Raw genomic sequence first — 16,494 nt, forward strand, 5'->3', positions numbered from 1 at the left:
CGATTCATCCGCATTTGTGTGAATGGTGATGGGGTGAGGAGCAACATTCCTGCGGGCCGTCGGGCGTTTCTTCGGCAATCGCCTCGTCCAGCTTGAAATGCGTCACCAGATCCCGAACCTGCGCACGCGTCAGCAGGCGCGGATTCAGGCCGTGTAGAAGAAGGCGCAGTTTTGCGGTCTCTTCCAGTTCTTCAGTAGCGTAGACGGCGGCTTCCAGATCCTTGCCAGCCACCACCGGCCCATGATTGGCCAGAAGGACGGCGCTGTACTTGCCCGCAAGTCCGCGGATCGCGTCGGCCACGGCAGGATCTCCGGGCCTGTAGTATGGAACGAGGGCCGTCCGTCCGACCCTCATGACGTAATAGGCCGTCATGGGCGGTAGGGCGTTGGCCGGATCGACGTCGGGTAGCATCGAGACCGCGACGGAATGGGTGGAGTGGAGGTGGACGATGGCACCGGCGTCCCCGCGGGTCGCATAAAGTGCCGAGTGGAGAGGCAATTCCTTCGTCGGAGCATCGCCTGAGACAAGACGCCCATCGGAGTCGAGTTTGCTCAAGCGAGCAGGATCGAGGAAGCCGAGTGAGCTGTTGGTCGGTGTCGTCAGCCAGCCGCCATCACTCAGCCGGATCGAGATGTTGCCGGATGAACCCGCCGTCAGGCCACGCTCGAACAGGGAGCGCCCGAACTGGCAGATCGTCTCGCGAAGTCGGCTCTCATCGCTCATGGGGAGGCCTTTGGAATTCTACGTGTGTAAGGGACATTCAGTAGCAGCGACTCTCAGATAGCGTGACGGACCCGCTCCCATGTCTTTTCCATATGGGCGGTCAGGACCTTCGACAGACGATCCGCATCGCGCGCTTCCAGCGCGGTTATCATCTCCTCGTGGTCTGCCACGGCGCCGGCCCATTTCTCCGGCCCCTCGTTGCCGATGTAGCGGATGCGCTTCAGGCGGGCCTGCAGGACGTTATGGACCGAGACCAAAGCCTCGTTCTTGGACAGGCGCAGGATCGCCGAGTGGATGTTCTGGTTCAGCTTGAAATAGGGCAGGCGGTCCCGCTTCTCGTACATGTCCATCATGCGGTCATGGAGCTGCCGGACTTCGCGGATTTCGGCGTCGCTGGCGTGCTCGCAGGCCAGCCGCCCAGCGAGCCCTTCGAGATTGCCGAGGACGATCAGGCTGTCATGCACGTCCTTCGCGGTGAACTGGCGAACGACGGCCCCGCGTCCGGGAGACAGCTCAAGCAACCCTTCGCTGACGAGGAACTTGAGGGCTTCCCGCAAGGGAGTTCGGGAAACGCCGAGGAGTTTGCCGAGATTGCCCTCGTGAAGCCGCGTGCCGGCCGGGAGTTCGCCTTCGATGATCATGTCGCGCACGCGCGCCACGATGGCATCGTGGAGGGTAGGGCGGACGATCGGTCCGCGCGAATCGAACTCGTCGATGGGCAGTCCTGCTGCCTCGGATGCCATGGCTCGTTCCATCTTTAGCCGTCTTTCCACAGGTCACGACGGGGATGTTCATTCTATACAGCCTTTTCCTGAATTGCCGCAAACAAAATTCTGTATGCAGCATACTTGTGTACGAAATTTAGCCCTGTTAATGTCCTTGGGTCATCCCGAAAAGAGGTTGCCGTGAGCGCTCAAACGTTATCGACCCCGTCAGCAAAGCCGACCGTCGCGTTCGCCATGGGCGATCCGGCCGGAATCAGCCCGGAGCTGGCTGCCAAGCTGATCGCATCGGATGAGTTCCGCTCCGGTGCGGACCTCGTGATCTTCGGCGACCTCCGTATCCTGGAGCAGGGCGCCAAGGTTGCGGGCGTCGCTGTCGACGTAGATGTCGTAGGTTCCGAGCAGGCTGTTCCGGACCGCTTCACCCGCCCGGTTTTCATCGATCTGAAGAACCTCGACCCCAATCAGGTCACGCCCGCCACGGCCACGCTCGAAGGCGGTCAGTTCGCAACCGAGAACTTCCGCCGCGCTCTCCTGCTCGCCCAGTCGGGCCGCGCCGATGCGGTGTTCTTCACGCCCTTCAACAAGAAGGCCATGCGTCTGGCCTATGACGGCTACGACGACGAGATCCGTTTCGTGCGCGACGTCCTCAAGACGTCGGTCGACGCGAGCGAGTTCAATGTTCTGGGCAGGACCTGGAACGCCCGCGTCACCTCGCATATCCCGCTCTCGCAGGTGGCATCGGCCATTTCCGAGAAGGCGATTCTGCGCTCGCTCACGCTGGCCGACCAGTGCATGCGCGCCGCAGGTTTCAATCCGCCGCGCATCGCGGTTGCCGGCCTCAATCCCCACGCAGGCGACGGAGGCAATTTCGGCACCGAGGAAATCGACGTGATCGAGCCGGCTGTGCGCCAGGCGCAGGCGCAGGGCTTCACGGTCGAGGGGCCGTTCCCGTCGGACACGGTCTTCCTGCGCGCCAAGAACGGCGACTTCGATGCCGTTCTCACCATGTATCATGACCAGGGACAGATCGCCATGAAGCTCATGGGCTTCGACCGGGGCATCACGCTCATCGGCGGCTTCGAGTTCCCGATCTGCACCCCGGCCCACGGCACGGCCTATGAGATCGCAGGCAAGGGCATCGCCAATCTCGGCGCCAGCCGAGAGGCCCTTTCACTCGCCATTCGCATGGGGGCCGAAGTGAAGGCCCGCCGTTCCGAGGTCGAACAGCCGCGACTGGCCGCGGTCAATTCCTAAACAACGGTTCCGAGACCCGACGCCATCGGTCGGAAACATCACTGGGAGGAAGAAAGATGCTCAAGAAGACTTCATGGTTGCTCGCCACGGCCGTCGCGACGACGGTCGGCGGCGTGGCGCAAGCCGATTGGAAGCCCTCGAAGCCTGTCGAGTTCGTGGTCACGTCTGCGCCCGGCGGCGGAACCGACAACTTCGCTCGGGTCGTTCAGTCGATCATTGCCAAGCACAAGCTGATGGACCAGTCCGTCATCGTCACCAACAAGGGCGGCGGCAGCGGCGCGGAAGGCTTCATCTATACGAAGGTTGCCGCGGGCGACTCCCACAAGCTGACCTTCGGCACGAACAATGCATATCTGCTGCCTTATGTGGCGAAGCTCGCCTACAAGGCCGACGAGCTGACGCCGGTGGCCGCCATGGCTCTCGATGAGTTCCTGCTGTGGGTCAAGGCGGACTCGCCCTACAAGGATGCCAAGAGCTACATCGAAGCCGTGAAGGCAAAGCCCGATACCTTCAAGATGGGCGGCAGCCAGTCCAAGGATACGGACCAGACGCTCACCAGCCTGATTCAGGACGCGACGGGCGCCAAGTTCATCTACGTGCCGTTCCAGGGCGGCGGCGCGGCCGGCGTGCAGCTGGCCGGCGGTCACATCGACTCCAATACCAACAACCCGAACGAGAACGCAGGTCAGTGGAAGGCCGGTGCGGTCACACCACTCTGCGTGTTCAGCCCCACGCGCCTGCAGGGCAACGTGAAGGTCACGGCCACCATGGGCTGGTCGGACATTCCGACCTGCAAGGAAGCCGGCATTCCGATCGACAAGTTCCAGATGCCGCGCACCGTTTGGCTGCCGGGCGGCGTTCCGGCCGAGACGGTCGCATTCTACGCCGACGTGCTCAAGAAGGTGAGCGAGACGCCGGAGTGGAAGGAATATATCGAGCGCACCTCCCAGACCGACCGCTTCCTGGCTGGCGCAGATCTGAAGAGCTTCATCGCGGATGACGACGCCAAGAACCGCAAGGTCTTCGAGTCGGAAGGTTGGGTCGTCCGCTAATCGCAACGATCCCATGGCTGACGGGGGAAACCCCGTCAGCCGCTGTTTTATGCGGCACTCATCGAACCGGGATGAACGTCATGATTTCTCGTTATACGGCTGAGGTCGGAACTGCGATTTTGACCGCGGGCCTGGGGCTTGCAGCGGTCATCGGTGCTCTGGAATTCGGAATCGGCTGGGGCGACGCCGGGCCGGAATCCGGTACGTTCCCCTTCTACATGGGGTTGCTGGTCGTTGCCGCCAGCGTCGGCACTTTGATCCAGGCGACCGTCGGTCGAAAGGGATTGCAGTCGGTCTTCCTTCACAAGGAGGAGGCCATGCGTGTCGCGTCGTTCTTCTTGCCGATGGTTGCCTTCGTGGTGGTGTCGCTTCTCCTCGGCCTCTATGTGGCGACGGCGCTGTATCTCGCCTTCGTCATGTGGGCACAAGGGAAGTACCGTCCCGTCGTCTCCATCGCTTCAGGCGTTGCCGCGGCCGTGATCTTTTATGTCCTGCTCGAAATCGCCTTCCAGGTTCCTCTCCTGAAGGGCCCACTCGAAGCCGCTCTCGGCATCTACTAGCCACCAATCCTGACGGAGACGGGTCGTGGAAAATTTCGCATCACTCCTTCACGGGTTCGGCGTCGCGCTGACAACCTACCACGTCATCCTGATGATGGTCGGTGTCCTGCTGGGCATTCTCGTGGGCGTCCTGCCGGGCCTCGGTGCGCCGAACGGCGTTTCGCTGCTTCTTCCGTTGACGTTCACCATGGACCCGGTGGCGGCGATCATCCTGCTGACCAGCATGTACTGGGGAGCGCTTTTTGGCGGATCGACGACGTCGATCCTCTTCAACATTCCAGGCGAGCCCTCATCCGTCGCGACCACGTTCGACGGATATCCCATGGCCCGACAGGGACAGGCGACGCAGGCCCTGACGCTCGCATTCCTGTCCGCCGGTTTCGGCGCACTTGTGGGCGTCATCCTCATCACCGTGCTGTCCACGTGGGTGGCCAATTTCGCACTCCGTTTCAGCTCGCCCGAATATTTCGCCGTCTATTTCCTGGCCTTTGCGAGCTTCGTCGGATTGGGTGCCGCATCTCCATTCAAGACCGTCGTATCCATGGGTCTCGGCTTCGCCTTCGCGGCGGTCGGCATGGACACGGTCTCCGGTGGCCTGCGCCTGACCTACGGTTTCAACGAGCTTCTATCGGGCATCAGCTTCCTCATCGCCGTGATCGGCCTGTTCGGCCTCGGCGAACTCATGATCACCATGGAGGAGGGGCTGCGCTTCGACGGCATCCGGGCCCGGGTCAAGGTGCGCGACGTGCTCAAGACGATTGCCACCCTGCCGCGCTATTGGGTGACGCTGCTGCGCAGCGCTGCCATCGGCTGCTGGATGGGCATCACGCCCGGTGGACCGACGGCTGCGTCCTTCATGAGCTATGGTCTGGCCAAGCGCCTGTCCCGGCGCAAGGAAGGCTTCGGGAAGGGCGAGCCGGAAGGTGTTGTCGCTCCCGAGACGGCGGATCACGCCGCTGGAAGCAGCGCCATCCTGCCGATGCTCGCCCTGGGCGTTCCCGGTTCGGCGACGGCGGCCGTCATGATGGGCGGTCTCATGATCTGGGGCCTCAATCCGGGTCCCATGCTGTTCATCGAACGGCCCGACTTTGTCTGGGGTCTGATCGCCAGCATGTATCTCGGCAACATCGTGGCCGTGCTCATGGTGCTCGCGACGATCCCGCTCTTCGCCTCGATCCTGCGCATTCCTTTCGCCATCATCGGGCCGGTGATCGTCGTCGTGTGCTTCATCGGTGCCTACACGGTGGCGGGCCGTCCGTTCGACCTGTGGCTCGCTCTCGCCTTCGGCGTCGTGGGATACCTGTTCAAGAAGCTGGATTACCCGATCGCGCCGCTCGTGCTGGCAATGGTGCTCGGCGACAAGGCGGAGGATGCGTTCCGCCAATCCATGATCATGTCCCGAGGATCGCTCTCGATCTTCTGGTCGAACGGTCTCGTCACGACGCTCATGCTGATTGGCCTCGCGCTCGCCCTCGGCCCGGTCCTGAGCACGCTGTTCGGTCGCCTGGTGAAACCCAAGGCCTCCTCGGCGGTCGCTTGAGCCCGAGGTTCGAAAGGGCCCGCCTGGTAAACTGGGCGGGCGATCATGCAGGAGTATCCCATGGCGGCAGCCACTTCACTCATTATCGCGTTCCTCGGTATCGGTCTCATGGGATCGCGCCAGGCGAAGCGGCTGCTCGAGGCGGGCCATCCGCTCACACTCTGGAACCGCTCGCGCGATAAGGCCGGGGCGCTTGAGCCGCTGGGCGCTCGCGTCGCGGATCGGGCGGCCGACGCGGTCAGGGATGCGGACGTGGTCATTCTCATGCTGGAGAACGGCAGGATCGTCACCGACGTCCTGTTCTCGCAAGGCGTGGCGGAGGCCCTGAAACCGGGCGCCATCCTGGTCGACATGAGTTCCATCAAGCCTGCGGAAGCGCAGGACCATGCGCGGCATCTGGCCGAGCGGGGCGTCCATCACATCGATGCGCCTGTGTCCGGCGGAACGACCGGCGCCGAGCAGGGGACGCTGGCGATCATGGCCGGCGGCGAGGCCGAAGTATTCAGCCGCGTCGAGCCAATCCTGAGCGTGATGGGACGGCCCGTTCATGTGGGGCCGCACGGGGCAGGGCAGCTCGCGAAGCTCGCCAATCAGATCATCGTCGGCGTGACCATCGGGGCCGTGGCCGAGGCGCTTCTTCTGGCGCAGCGCGGTGGTGCCGATCCGGCGAAGGTCCGCGAGGCGCTGCGCGGCGGGTTCGCCGAAAGCCGCATCCTCGAACTTCACGGCCAGCGCATGGTCGAGCGCGACTTCGTCACCAAGGGCCGCTCGGTCACGCATCTCAAGGATCTCGACAATGCCCTGGACGCCGCGGAGCGCATCGACCTTGACTCTCTACCTTACACCGCGCTCACGGCGGATCTCTTTCGCGGCCTGATCGACAACGCGGGCGATCTCGACCACAGCGGTCTGCTGGTCGAACTGGAGCGCCGCAACAGCGGCGAGGGACTCAAGTAGTCTTCTCGTCGGTAAGAGCACGGCTTCGTTCCAGCAGTTCCGGAAGCCGGGGAGATCCAAGGCGACCTCCGAAATGTTCGCATTTCATGGCTGCCGCAACATTGGCCATGCGAACTCTGCGTGCCAAATTCCAACCGTTCACGAGCCCGTAGACATAGGTGCCGTGCCAGACGTCGCCGGCATTCAGGGTGTCGACCGCGTGAATGGGAATCGTGGGGAACGCAGCGAGCTCGTCTGCCGAGGCACCGCGCTGCCATATCAAAGCGCCGGCTGCGCCGAGCGTCACGCCGGCGACATCCGCTTCAAGGTTCGGCGCTACTTCCATCAGGGCTTCTGCGGGTGAGCGGCCGCCGACGAGGGAGAGCAGGGCAGGCTCGGAAAACAGGACGTGGTCCGCAAGGCCGATCATCTCCCGGAGTTCGTCCGGCGGCGCGACGTCGGCGTCGAGAATCGTGGGAACGCCGTGGCGGCGCGCCTCCGCCAGCAGCGCCTTTGCTCCCTCGAGCCAGCGCATGTCGACGAGAACGGCGGCGGCCTCTCGCACTCGATCAAGCGGCAGCCAGCCTGGATCGGGATCAAGCGAGGGATCCGTATAGGGCACCACGAGCCTTTCGCCGAACCTGTCGACGAGAATGGTCGAGAAGGCGGTGCGGGCACCCTGAATCCTGCGGATGTTCTCCGTGCGGATCGCTTCCCGGGACAGGTCGTGCAGGAAGCTGTCGCCGGTGGGATCGTCGCCGATGCGGGCCCAGATTTCGACATTGCCGCCAAGGCGCGCAATAGTGGCCGCAGCGGCCGTGGCCATGCCGGAGGCCGCCTGCACGGCCTTCTCGGGCAGCACCTTGGCACCGTGGCTCGGAATGTGGTCGATCTTGAAGATGGTGTCCCAGAAAGCGCATCCGAGACAGATCACCGGCTTGTCGTTCATGGGCTACTCGAGGCGGAGCGCTCTTGCTCGGGCGCTCATGATATGCGCGACGGCGGCCTCCACGGCGGCCGGTATGTCCCGACGCTTCATGGCCGCGATGATCGCCAGGTGTTCATGCATGACGGGGAGCACGAGTTCTTCGTCGAGGCTCGTCTCGTTCTGCCGGATGAGGCGGACCTTGATCCAGTTGACCCGATAGGCCTTCGAGATGATCTCGTTGTTGAGATCGTCGATGATCCTCTCGTGAAACTCCCGGTCGACCTGCTGCGCCTCGGCCACGAGCTGTTCCGTCAGCCCGCTCTGCGCCGATGACACGATCGCCCGATGGGCGGCTTCGATCCGCTCGATGGCGGCATCGCTGGCCGTCTGGCTGAATGCGGCAATGGCCTCGCGCTCCAGGATCAGTCGGAACTGGAACGCGTTTCTGATCAGCGTGATGTCGAGAGGCAGGATCTGCAATCCGCGCTGCGGAACGGTCACGATCAGCCCCTCGGCCTCAAGTCGCGGAATCAGCTCCCGGATCGCCCCGAGGGGTTGGCCCGTGATGGCGACCAGTTCCCGCTGTGTCACGAACTGCCCCGGCTTGATCTCGCTTCGCAGCAGCTGTTCCGTAAAGGCGTCGTAGGCCCGCTCGCGCAGCTTGATCTCCGAGCGAGGCGCGGGGCGGGCCATGTTCATGCAACGGCCTTGATCACGTGTCCGAAGGGCTCGAGCAGCGCGATGGCGCGCGCGGTGCTCCGTTCGTCCAAGGTCGGGAGCGGCGGCCGTGCCACCGCCCAGAGCGGATCGTTGCGCACATGGGCCGTGAGCGACTTGACCATCGGGACGATGGGATGGCGGCAGATCTCCTGCACCAGCTCGACGATGCGGGGGTCGTCCCGGCCGTTCTCCGCGAGGGCGATCACAGCCTCCGGCACGATGTTGGCGACGCCGCAGATGGAGCCTGCGGCTCCCGCCGCGCACGCTCGGCCGAGATAGCTTTCGTCCCCGACGAGGATGTCGAGATCGGGAAAGGCCTCGATCAGCGCGAAGGTCGCCTCCGGGTTGCCTGCGCTGTCCTTCACGCCCCGGATGGCGCCCGGAAAGCGCTCCCTGAGGCGCGCGATGACCGTGTGGGACAGGGGCACGCCGGTCATGCCGGGGATGTGATAGAGAAGGATGTCACGAAGATTGCTGCCGGCGGCCTCGAATACCGCCGCATACCATTCGAACACCGCATCATCCGGGGCAGGGCGGAAGTAGAAGGGCGGCGCCAGCAGGATCGCATGGGCGCCACGCCGCAACGCCTGGCTGGTGCTGAACGCGGCTTCCTCCGGCGAGCAGGCGAGCACGCCTTCCACGAGCTTCTCCGCCGGGATGCCGAGGCCGATAATCTCGTTCGCGATACGATCGCGTTCCATCGCGCCGACCGACGGACCCTCGCCGGTCGTCCCGAAAAGCGTCGCCGTTCGACAGCCGCGGGAGAGGCAATCTCTTGCATGATTGATCAAGCGGTGAACATCCACCTTTCCGTCGAGAAAGGGCGTGACGAGAGCGGGACTGATGCCAAAGCTGAGCGACATGGGAGCCTCCAGTAACAGCTTCGGCACCGGGCCGAGCAAGTGCCGTGTTGACACTAACATGTTACATGGGGCTTAATCGGTTGCAAGCACTGAAAAGAGTCCGAAAGGACCGTTACATCGAAACACGGAGGAAATGCGCCATGGCTGCAAACGTCGGATCGGTTACGCGTCGTACATTTCTCGCAAGCACGGCGGCAGCTGCCGCATACGGCCTCGGCGGCGTTGCGCCGGCCTTCGCGGAGGTGAACTGGAAGAAATATGCCGGCACGAAGATTGGCGTGAACCTCGTGAAGAGCCCGCGAGGCGAGGTGCTGCAGAAATTCGAAAAGGAATTCACTGATCTGACCGGCATCCAGGTTTCATCCGAGCAGACGCCCGAGCAGCAGCAGCGGCAGAAGGCCGTCATCGAGCTGAACTCCGGAAGCCCGAGCTTCGACGTGGTGCATTTGAGCTATCATGTCCAGAAACGGCAGTTCGAGAAGGCCGGTTGGCTCGCCGACATCAGCGCCTTCATGAGAAACCCGGAGCTCACTGATCCGAGCCTGACCGAGAGCGACTTCTCCCAGGCTGGCTTGCTCTATGCGAAGAACCCGCAGGGCCAGATGCTGTCGCTGCCGTTCTCGGTCGATTACTGGATGATCTACTGGAACAAGGACCTGTTCGCCAAGAAGGGGCTCGCTTATCCGCAGACCTTCGAGGAGATGGTCGTGGCCGCCGAGGCCCTGACGGATGCCAAGGAGGGAACCTACGGCTTCGTGGCGCGCGGCCTGAAGAACGCGAACGTCCCCGTCTGGACGAGCTTCCTGCTCGGCTACGGCGTCGATCCGGTTGATGCCAGCGGCAAACTGATGACGGATTCGCCGGAAGCCATCGAGGCGGCGAAACTCTATCAACGCCTGCTGACGAAGACCGCGCCGCAGGGCGTATCCGGCTTCAACTGGTCGGAATGCCAATCGGCGTTCCTGCAGGGCAAGGTCGGCATGTGGCTGGACGGCGTCGGCTTCGCGCCTCCGCTGGAGGATCCGGAGAAGTCGCGGGTGGTCGGCAAGGTCGGCTACGGCGTCATGCCGAAAGGACCGAAGGCGCAGGCCTCTGCAACGTTCGGTGATGGCATCGGCGTGACCGCCGCGAGCAAGAACAAGGAAGCGGCCTATCTCTATTGTCAGTGGGCGGTCTCGAAGCTCATGGGTGCGCGCCTGTTGCAGGCGGGCGGCGGCGTGCCGTTCCGCCAGTCCATCCTCAACGATCCCGAAGCCCGCAAGGGCGTGAAGATGCCGCCGCAATGGATCGACGCGGTGGTGGAATCGGGCAAGATCAGCAAGCTCGGCCTGCCCGTCATCCAACCGGTGACGGAGTTCCGCGACATCATCGGCATCGGCCTGACCAATCTTCTCGGAGGAGGGGATCCGGCGGCTGAGATGAAGAAGGCCACGGAGCAGTTCAAGCCTATCCTCGAGCGCAGCGAGAAGGCCTGACGATGGCCGCACGGGAACAGGTCGCGATGGTGGAGCGTATCCATGACCACCATTGCTGAACGCCAGGTCGCGCCGGCCCCGGAGGCAGCGCCCGCTACGGGCGCTCGCCCACCGCGTTCATATTGGCCCTTCGTGGTTCCCGCCGTTGCGGTGGTGGGATCGGTGATCGTGTTCCCTTGGGCCTTCACGGTGTGGATGAGCCTGCAGGAATGGACGGTCGGCGGCGCCCGGCGCTTCACGGGCCTGTCGAACTACTTGCGCCTTGCATCCGACGAGCGGTTCCTGACTTCGGTCGGGCACACGCTCGTCTATACGTTCCTGGCCGTCGTCCTGCCGCTGATCTTCGGCACTCTGGCAGCTCTCATCTTCAACTCCCGCCTCCCATTCCGCGGCATCCTGCGCGGCATCTTCGTGATGCCCATGATGGCTACGCCCGTCGCGGTCGCCCTGGTGTGGACGATGATGTTCCACCCGCAACTCGGGGTGCTGAATTACCTGCTGTCTTTCGTCGGCATCGGCCCCCAGGCCTGGGTCTTCAACCCGTCGACCGTGATCCCCTCGCTGGTTCTCGTCGAGACCTGGCAATGGACGCCGCTCGTCATGCTGATCGTCCTGGGCGGTCTCGCGGCTATTCCGACGGAGCCTTATGAAAGCGCCGCCATCGATGGAGCGAATATCTGGCAGCGCTTCCGATACATCACGCTGCCGATGATCGCGCCGTTCCTGATGGTTGCGGTGATCATCAGGACGATCGACGCGTTGAAGAGTTTCGATATCATCTACGCCATCACCCAGGGTGGCCCGGGTACCGCGTCGGAAACGATCAACCTCTATCTCTACAGCGTCGCCTTCGCTTATTACGACGTCGGTTACGGATCGGCGATCGCCGTCGTGTTCTTCGCCATCGTCATCGGCCTGTCCCTTCTCATGCTCCATCTTCGCCAGCGCACGAAGTGGATGGACCTTCAGGGGGGCGCATGAACATCCGCAAAGCCGCCGACAGACTTGGCCTTCTTTTCGTCGGTCTCGTGCTGGTTTCACCGGCCGTCCTGTTCTTCCTCTGGATGATTTCGCTTTCGCTGAAATTCGAGGTCGACAACGCCGCCTATCCGCCGATCCTGATCCCCGAACGCTTCGCCTGGAAGAACTATACGGGCGTGTTCGAGTCGAACCGCTTCGGCCTCTTCTTTCTCAATAGCCTGATCGTAACCGGGAGCGCGACCGGGCTCGCTCTTCTCATCGGCGTGCCGGCTGGCTATGGCATCGCCCGCATGAAGGCCACCAAGGCCGCCGTCGTCGTGCTCATCGCCCGCATGACGCCCGGCCTGTCCTATCTGATCCCGCTCTTTCTGCTCTTTCAATGGCTGGGGCTGATGGGCACGCTGCTGCCGCAGATCATCGCTCACCTCGTGATCACGGTTCCGATCGTCATCTGGATCATGATCGGCTATTTCGAGACGACGCCGCTCGAGCTGGAGGAGGCGGCCGTCATCGACGGAGCGAACCGCTGGGACGTCTTTCGGCACATCGCCCTACCGATCGCGAAACCCGGCATCACGGTCGCCTTTATTCTCGCCGTCATCTTCTCCTGGAACAACTTCGTCTTCGGCGTCGTGCTGGCGGGCCGAGAAACGCGGACCCTGCCGGTCGCGGTCTACAACATGCTCTCCTTCGAGCAGCTGAGCTGGGGGCCTCTGGCCGCGGCCGCCCTGATCGTGACCCTTCCCGTCCTCATTCTGACCATCGTCGCCCAGCGACAGATCGTGGCCGGTTTGACGGCCGGCGCCGTCAAAGGCAGTTGAGGAGCAGCCGAATTCCCGGGTAATCGCGTCGCGAGAGGGGTGGGCGGTTTTGATGCAGCGCATCGTTGCGGAAATAGCGAGATGTTAACATCCCGACGTCTCGGCACGGTGCTGCCGGAATCCGGAATCCGTACGGAAGGATGGCATTGATGCCGCGCTATTCGAAGACCCTCATTATGCTCCATTGGGCCATGGCCCTTCTGATCCTGGGCGCCTGGCTGACGTCCGAGGGAGGGCGGCAGGTCCGCCTCAACCCACCGCTGCTGCATTTCTCGCTGGGGCTTTCGGTGCTCCTGCTCGTGCTGCCGCGGCTGGCCGCCCGCTGGTGGGGTAGCCAGCCGCGGATCGAGGACCCGCAGGGCCCATGGCTCAATTTCGCGGCGAAGATCGGCCATGCGGTGCTGTACCTGTTCATGATCGGTCTGCCGCTCACGGGCTGGTACGCCGCCTCGCGCATGGGCGTCCCGGTCTCGTTCTTCGGTCTGTCCCTGCCTGCCATTGCGGCCACCGTACAGGGAGCACCCGGACCCATCGCGGAAATCCATGAGACTGGCGGTACCGTCATCCTCGTCCTGGCCGGCCTGCATTCCGTGATGGCCCTATGGCACCAGTTCGTGCTTCGGGACGGAACGATGCAGCGCATGAACCCTGTCTAGAGCATAGGACCCAAAGGTGGACTTGCACTTTTCGGATCACTTCCGATGCTCCACTCTTTGAAGAGCGCATCGTTGGAGGCGGACCCGTTCGGAGATTCACAGGCAGGGCCCAAGTGGTCAAATCCGAGGCGCCATGATGCGCCTCCGCGCTGCGCTCCTATCGAGGATTGATGGCTGGGCCAGATGCCCGGCGTGCCCATGAGGCCGGTCAGAATGACGGAGCAAGCCGCTCGATGCGACGCAATCGCACAATCCTGTTCGTCAAAAGTGCCAAGCATTTGTCTCAAAGGATCAAGCAGGCCCGCAGGAGGAGGATCAAAGTAGAATAATCGTGACGTCTGTCTCGGCCTCGCACTTGAGGTGACCCAAGCGCGAAAGGGAGGTTGGCAATGAACAGGGTTTTCTTGGCGATCGGCGCGCTGGCTTTCAGCGCTCTTCTCATTCCTAGCGCGGCCGAAGCGCAACGCGGCGGGCATGGCGGGTTCGGCGGCGGCGGATTTGGCGGCGGTGGCATGCGGATGGGCGGATTTGGCGGTGCAGGAGGATTTCGGGGTGGGAGCTTCGGCGGCGGAGGGCCAAGGATGTTCATTCCTCCCGGCGGAGCCGGCGGCTTTCGTGCGGGTGGCTTCCGTGGAGGAGGGGTAGGGCCCCTCACGACAGGATCGATCGCGGTGGCCCGGCCTGGCCGGAGTGATTTCGGTATGGCTGGGATCGGGCGGCCCGGCCTTGGATATGGTGTCCGGGGCCCCTATTACCGCGGTGTTGCCGGAGCCTACGGGCCCTATAATCGGGGCTATTATGGCCGCTATCCCTACTACGGCCGTTACGGCTACGGCTACGGGCGATATCCCTACTACGGCTATTACCGTGGGTATCCCTATTACGGCGGAGCCTTGGCAGCTGGATTGGCCCTCGGTGCCTTGAGCTATCCCTATTACGATTACGGCTATTACGGCTACAATTACCCGTACTATGGCTATTATCCGAACTACTATCAGACCGTCGTCGCGTCCGGCCAGGATTGCTACTGGATTCGACGTCGCATCGTAGGCAGGAACGGGAATGTGTTCTTCCGCCGGGAACAGGTCTGCAATTACTGAAATGCGCTGGCCGCGCCGACAGCCTTGCCGACGCGGCCGGATCATCCTTTGAGAGCGGGTTCCATCTGCGCCCTGAGCATCGTACGGAACCGGCTGACGATGTTAGGGCATCGAACGCAAAAGTGGGCACCGGTTTTGCGTGAAAAGATGCTTCAGGGAAAACCGGATCCGGTTTCCCGCTCCAATCGATTCTCTCGACAGGCCGCAAGCTTCGCCGCACGTCAGGGCAAAGACCTCAATAATACCGACGATAAGCGACTCTGGGCCCTAAGTAGCGTGGGCCATAATAGCCCCGATATGCACCGTAGTACCGAGGCCCGTAATAGGCGGGCCGCGGGTAGAAGCGCGGTCCGTAATAGACCGGGCGTGGGTAATAATACGGCGCGTAATAGACGGGGCGGGGATAGGCATAGCCCGGCCAAGGGCCACCATAATAGCCATAGCCATAGGGTGGGTATGCATATCCGTAGCCGTAGGCTGGCGTCGCGGCCGCCGTGATCAGGCCTCCAAGGATGGCCCCCCCGACCAGCCCCGCCGCGACGGCACCGCCGCCCCAGCCATAATTGTACCCGCCGCGGTAATATCCCCAGCCTGGTCCACGCCAGTATTGCGCATTCGCTGCTTCGGCACTGCCGGTCACGATCAGCGCGGCGGTAGCGAGTGTTGCGATCTTTCGCATGACAACCTCCGGAACCTCATCTGCCCGCCCCAACTCGGTTGCTGTCTCTTTTTCGCTTCATCCTGCGCACCCGCATGAAGCGCGTTCTTCGAGCGCTGAAAACACGGAACCGATCCCGAAAGTGCATGTCCGCTTTTCACGCCCGATGCTCTAGACATTGATGATGTAGCGATAGTTCATGTCGGCCGCGCTGCCGGCGCCCGTCAGAATGACCCCGGTCTCGAACCGATTGTCGTTGTTGAGGTCCGAGAGCAGGTAGCCCGTATCCGTCTGAGGGTTGTACAGGAACACGTGGGCGATGCTCGCGCTGGTGAAGGTCGCCTCTGCCTGGGCTGCCGCATCGTCGATGGACGTCGCCGTCGTGGCGGCTTCCCGGTAGTTTGTGGAAGTTCCTGCGATCCTCATTCCGATCCAATCGGCGGTAGCGTTCCAATCGGTAATCGTGTCGGCGCTCGCGGTCGTGATGCCCGACGAGCCTTTCGTGAACACGAATGCGTCGCCTCCCGTGCCGCCGGTCAGCCGATCAAGGCCCGATCCACCCTCGAGAAGGTCGTCACCGGAACCTCCGGAGAGGGTATCCTGTCCCGAACCGCCATACAGGTTGTCGTCGTTGGCTCCACCGGACAAGCGGTCGTTCCCGCTCCCGCCGAAAAGAAAGTCGAAGCCGTCGCCGCCAATGAGCGTATCGTTGCCCGATTGCCCGTAGAGGTCGTCAGGACCACCTCCGCCGTTCAGGTAATCGTTGCCGCTGCCCCCGATAATGATGTCGTAGCCCCAGCCCCCGTAGATATTGTCGTTTCCGCCCAAACCATAAAGATCGTCATCGCAGCCGAAGCCGTAGATCACGTCATGGCCGGATGTTCCCTTGATCAGGTTGGGCCAGTCGTCTCCATAGAAGGTCGCCATGGATGCCTCCGCATCTGCCCTCTCGGAAACCGCAAACGTTCAAGGTCGTTGTCGGAGTTCATTTGTAAGCCATGAACAGAATTCCCCACTCCGTCGAGCGATGCTTGATCGCACGGGACAGTTCGTTGACAGTTTGAGCCAGCCCTCCCGGGATTTGGAGAAGGGCAAGTCTAGTGTCTTTGTGCTGTCCTGCGGGGAGGTGAGGGGCCGGGCGGCATCTGTCTGAACGGCAGCAAGCCCCGGTGTCGTTTCGGGCGCGGGGGCTTTGTGCTGGTGTGAGATTGGTTGCGGGGACAGGATTTGAACCTGTGACCTTCAGGTTATGAGCCTGACGAGCTACCGGGCTGCTCCACCCCGCGCCAAGGCGTGCGAGTCTGGCCGCGGCCAAACCCCAAGCTGTGGGCCTTGATCGCAGGCGATCAAGGCGAAGAGGGCATTGGCAAGCGCTTGCGGCTTACAAATGCAAACGCGGCGCTCGAAGAAGCGCCGCGAGAACATGGTTCATCGTATCAGAGGCGTGTGTGGCGTTGTCCTTGGCAGGTCCGGCAATGACCTACTCTCCCGGGTCTTGAGA

The 16,494-nt window shown here is 62.8% G+C and carries 17 protein-coding genes and 1 tRNA gene; 10 read left to right on the plus strand and 8 right to left on the minus strand.

Features of this window, described 5'->3' with window-relative positions; translation table 11 throughout:
• Positions 1–4 precede the first annotated feature (4 nt).
• Positions 5–724, minus strand: a complete 720-nt coding sequence (gene otnC / locus DDF70_RS23155) for a 3-oxo-tetronate 4-phosphate decarboxylase (RefSeq protein ID WP_114947175.1) — start codon at positions 722–724, stop codon at positions 5–7.
• Positions 725–777: 53 nt separating this feature from the next.
• Positions 778–1,467 (minus strand): GntR family transcriptional regulator, encoded by a 690-nt coding sequence (locus tag DDF70_RS23160; protein WP_114947193.1) that lies wholly within the window; start codon positions 1,465–1,467, stop codon positions 778–780.
• Between the two features lie 216 nt (positions 1,468–1,683).
• Between DDF70_RS23160 and DDF70_RS23165 the strand changes: the two genes are divergently transcribed.
• The 5 genes from DDF70_RS23165 to DDF70_RS23185 all read left to right on the plus strand — a co-directional run bounded on the left by DDF70_RS23165 (position 1,684) and on the right by DDF70_RS23185 (position 6,812).
• On the plus strand, positions 1,684–2,703 hold the full coding sequence (locus tag DDF70_RS23165; protein ID WP_162820599.1) for a 4-hydroxythreonine-4-phosphate dehydrogenase PdxA: 1,020 nt from the start codon (positions 1,684–1,686) through the stop codon (positions 2,701–2,703).
• 56 nt (positions 2,704–2,759) lie between these two features.
• Positions 2,760–3,755 (plus strand): Bug family tripartite tricarboxylate transporter substrate binding protein, encoded by a 996-nt coding sequence (locus DDF70_RS23170; RefSeq protein WP_114947177.1) that lies wholly within the window; start codon positions 2,760–2,762, stop codon positions 3,753–3,755.
• Between the two features lie 80 nt (positions 3,756–3,835).
• Positions 3,836–4,315 (plus strand): tripartite tricarboxylate transporter TctB family protein, encoded by a 480-nt coding sequence (locus DDF70_RS23175; protein ID WP_245435615.1) that lies wholly within the window; start codon positions 3,836–3,838, stop codon positions 4,313–4,315.
• A gap of 25 nt (positions 4,316–4,340) precedes the next feature.
• On the plus strand, positions 4,341–5,855 hold the full coding sequence (locus tag DDF70_RS23180; RefSeq protein WP_114947179.1) for a tripartite tricarboxylate transporter permease: 1,515 nt from the start codon (positions 4,341–4,343) through the stop codon (positions 5,853–5,855).
• A gap of 60 nt (positions 5,856–5,915) precedes the next feature.
• The gene (locus tag DDF70_RS23185) at positions 5,916–6,812 is read left to right on the plus strand and encodes an NAD(P)-dependent oxidoreductase (protein WP_114947180.1); all 897 of its coding nucleotides are present in this window, start codon (positions 5,916–5,918) and stop codon (positions 6,810–6,812) included.
• Here DDF70_RS23185 and DDF70_RS23190 read toward each other — a convergent pair.
• Genes DDF70_RS23190 through DDF70_RS23200 form a run of 3 tightly spaced genes read right to left on the minus strand, consistent with a single transcriptional unit; the run spans position 6,805 to position 9,302 of the window.
• Entirely contained in the window at positions 6,805–7,740 is a 936-nt protein-coding gene (locus DDF70_RS23190) for a PfkB family carbohydrate kinase (RefSeq protein WP_114947181.1), read from the minus strand. The genes DDF70_RS23185 and DDF70_RS23190 overlap by 8 nt on opposite strands.
• Before the next feature lie 3 nt (positions 7,741–7,743).
• Positions 7,744–8,418, minus strand: coding sequence for a GntR family transcriptional regulator (locus tag DDF70_RS23195; RefSeq protein WP_114947182.1), 675 nt, complete (start codon positions 8,416–8,418; stop codon positions 7,744–7,746).
• The gene (locus DDF70_RS23200; protein WP_162820598.1) at positions 8,415–9,302 is read right to left on the minus strand and encodes a dihydrodipicolinate synthase family protein; all 888 of its coding nucleotides are present in this window, start codon (positions 9,300–9,302) and stop codon (positions 8,415–8,417) included. The genes DDF70_RS23195 and DDF70_RS23200 overlap by 4 nt, the downstream gene beginning before the upstream one ends.
• Before the next feature lie 140 nt (positions 9,303–9,442).
• On the opposite strand from DDF70_RS23200, the gene DDF70_RS23205 reads away from it, so the two are divergent.
• From DDF70_RS23205 to DDF70_RS38800, 5 genes are all read left to right on the plus strand, one after another.
• On the plus strand, positions 9,443–10,777 hold the full coding sequence (locus DDF70_RS23205; protein ID WP_114947184.1) for an ABC transporter substrate-binding protein: 1,335 nt from the start codon (positions 9,443–9,445) through the stop codon (positions 10,775–10,777).
• A gap of 42 nt (positions 10,778–10,819) precedes the next feature.
• Complete coding sequence (locus DDF70_RS23210; RefSeq protein ID WP_114947185.1) at positions 10,820–11,758, plus strand: carbohydrate ABC transporter permease; 939 nt, start codon at positions 10,820–10,822, stop codon at positions 11,756–11,758.
• Positions 11,755–12,579, plus strand: coding sequence for a carbohydrate ABC transporter permease (locus DDF70_RS23215; protein WP_114947186.1), 825 nt, complete (start codon positions 11,755–11,757; stop codon positions 12,577–12,579). Before DDF70_RS23210 ends, DDF70_RS23215 begins: the two co-directional genes overlap by 4 nt.
• Before the next feature lie 149 nt (positions 12,580–12,728).
• On the plus strand, positions 12,729–13,235 hold the full coding sequence (locus tag DDF70_RS23220) for a cytochrome b (RefSeq protein WP_114947187.1): 507 nt from the start codon (positions 12,729–12,731) through the stop codon (positions 13,233–13,235).
• Between the two features lie 389 nt (positions 13,236–13,624).
• Positions 13,625–14,335: a hypothetical protein gene (locus DDF70_RS38800; RefSeq protein ID WP_114947188.1), complete on the plus strand. Its 711-nt coding sequence runs from the start codon at positions 13,625–13,627 to the stop codon at positions 14,333–14,335.
• A gap of 235 nt (positions 14,336–14,570) precedes the next feature.
• On the opposite strand, the gene DDF70_RS38805 is transcribed toward DDF70_RS38800, so the two are convergent.
• The 3 genes from DDF70_RS38805 to DDF70_RS23240 all read right to left on the minus strand — a co-directional run bounded on the left by DDF70_RS38805 (position 14,571) and on the right by DDF70_RS23240 (position 16,279).
• Positions 14,571–15,014 (minus strand): hypothetical protein, encoded by a 444-nt coding sequence (locus DDF70_RS38805; RefSeq protein WP_114947189.1) that lies wholly within the window; start codon positions 15,012–15,014, stop codon positions 14,571–14,573.
• 150 nt (positions 15,015–15,164) lie between these two features.
• On the minus strand, positions 15,165–15,920 hold the full coding sequence (locus DDF70_RS23235) for a calcium-binding protein (RefSeq protein WP_114947190.1): 756 nt from the start codon (positions 15,918–15,920) through the stop codon (positions 15,165–15,167).
• Between the two features lie 282 nt (positions 15,921–16,202).
• Positions 16,203–16,279: transfer RNA gene (locus DDF70_RS23240), tRNA-Met, on the minus strand.
• Positions 16,280–16,494 lie beyond the last annotated feature (215 nt).

The sequence above is a fragment of the Microvirga calopogonii genome (assembly GCF_003347665.1).
In the GTDB taxonomy this organism is placed as follows: domain Bacteria; phylum Pseudomonadota; class Alphaproteobacteria; order Rhizobiales; family Beijerinckiaceae; genus Microvirga; species Microvirga calopogonii.

Excerpts from the sequence above, each read along its gene's own strand:
- DDF70_RS38800 (WP_114947188.1), top strand. The coding sequence starts at position 13,625 with ATGAACAGGGTTTTCTTGGCGATCGGCGCGCTGGCTTTCAGCGCTCTT.
- DDF70_RS23220 (WP_114947187.1), top strand. The coding sequence starts at position 12,729 with ATGCCGCGCTATTCGAAGACCCTCATTATGCTCCATTGGGCCATGGCC.
- otnC (WP_114947175.1), bottom strand. The coding sequence starts at position 724 with ATGAGCGATGAGAGCCGACTTCGCGAGACGATCTGCCAGTTCGGGCGC.
- DDF70_RS23160 (WP_114947193.1), bottom strand. The coding sequence starts at position 1,467 with ATGGCATCCGAGGCAGCAGGACTGCCCATCGACGAGTTCGATTCGCGC.
- DDF70_RS23175 (WP_245435615.1), top strand. The coding sequence starts at position 3,836 with ATGATTTCTCGTTATACGGCTGAGGTCGGAACTGCGATTTTGACCGCG.
- DDF70_RS23195 (WP_114947182.1), bottom strand. The coding sequence starts at position 8,418 with ATGAACATGGCCCGCCCCGCGCCTCGCTCGGAGATCAAGCTGCGCGAG.
- DDF70_RS23165 (WP_162820599.1), top strand. The coding sequence starts at position 1,684 with ATGGGCGATCCGGCCGGAATCAGCCCGGAGCTGGCTGCCAAGCTGATC.
- DDF70_RS23235 (WP_114947190.1), bottom strand. The coding sequence starts at position 15,920 with ATGGCGACCTTCTATGGAGACGACTGGCCCAACCTGATCAAGGGAACA.
- DDF70_RS23215 (WP_114947186.1), top strand. The coding sequence starts at position 11,755 with ATGAACATCCGCAAAGCCGCCGACAGACTTGGCCTTCTTTTCGTCGGT.
- DDF70_RS23210 (WP_114947185.1), top strand. The coding sequence starts at position 10,820 with ATGACCACCATTGCTGAACGCCAGGTCGCGCCGGCCCCGGAGGCAGCG.
- DDF70_RS23185 (WP_114947180.1), top strand. The coding sequence starts at position 5,916 with ATGGCGGCAGCCACTTCACTCATTATCGCGTTCCTCGGTATCGGTCTC.
- DDF70_RS23205 (WP_114947184.1), top strand. The coding sequence starts at position 9,443 with ATGGCTGCAAACGTCGGATCGGTTACGCGTCGTACATTTCTCGCAAGC.
- DDF70_RS23190 (WP_114947181.1), bottom strand. The coding sequence starts at position 7,740 with ATGAACGACAAGCCGGTGATCTGTCTCGGATGCGCTTTCTGGGACACC.
- DDF70_RS38805 (WP_114947189.1), bottom strand. The coding sequence starts at position 15,014 with ATGCGAAAGATCGCAACACTCGCTACCGCCGCGCTGATCGTGACCGGC.
- DDF70_RS23170 (WP_114947177.1), top strand. The coding sequence starts at position 2,760 with ATGCTCAAGAAGACTTCATGGTTGCTCGCCACGGCCGTCGCGACGACG.
- DDF70_RS23200 (WP_162820598.1), bottom strand. The coding sequence starts at position 9,302 with ATGTCGCTCAGCTTTGGCATCAGTCCCGCTCTCGTCACGCCCTTTCTC.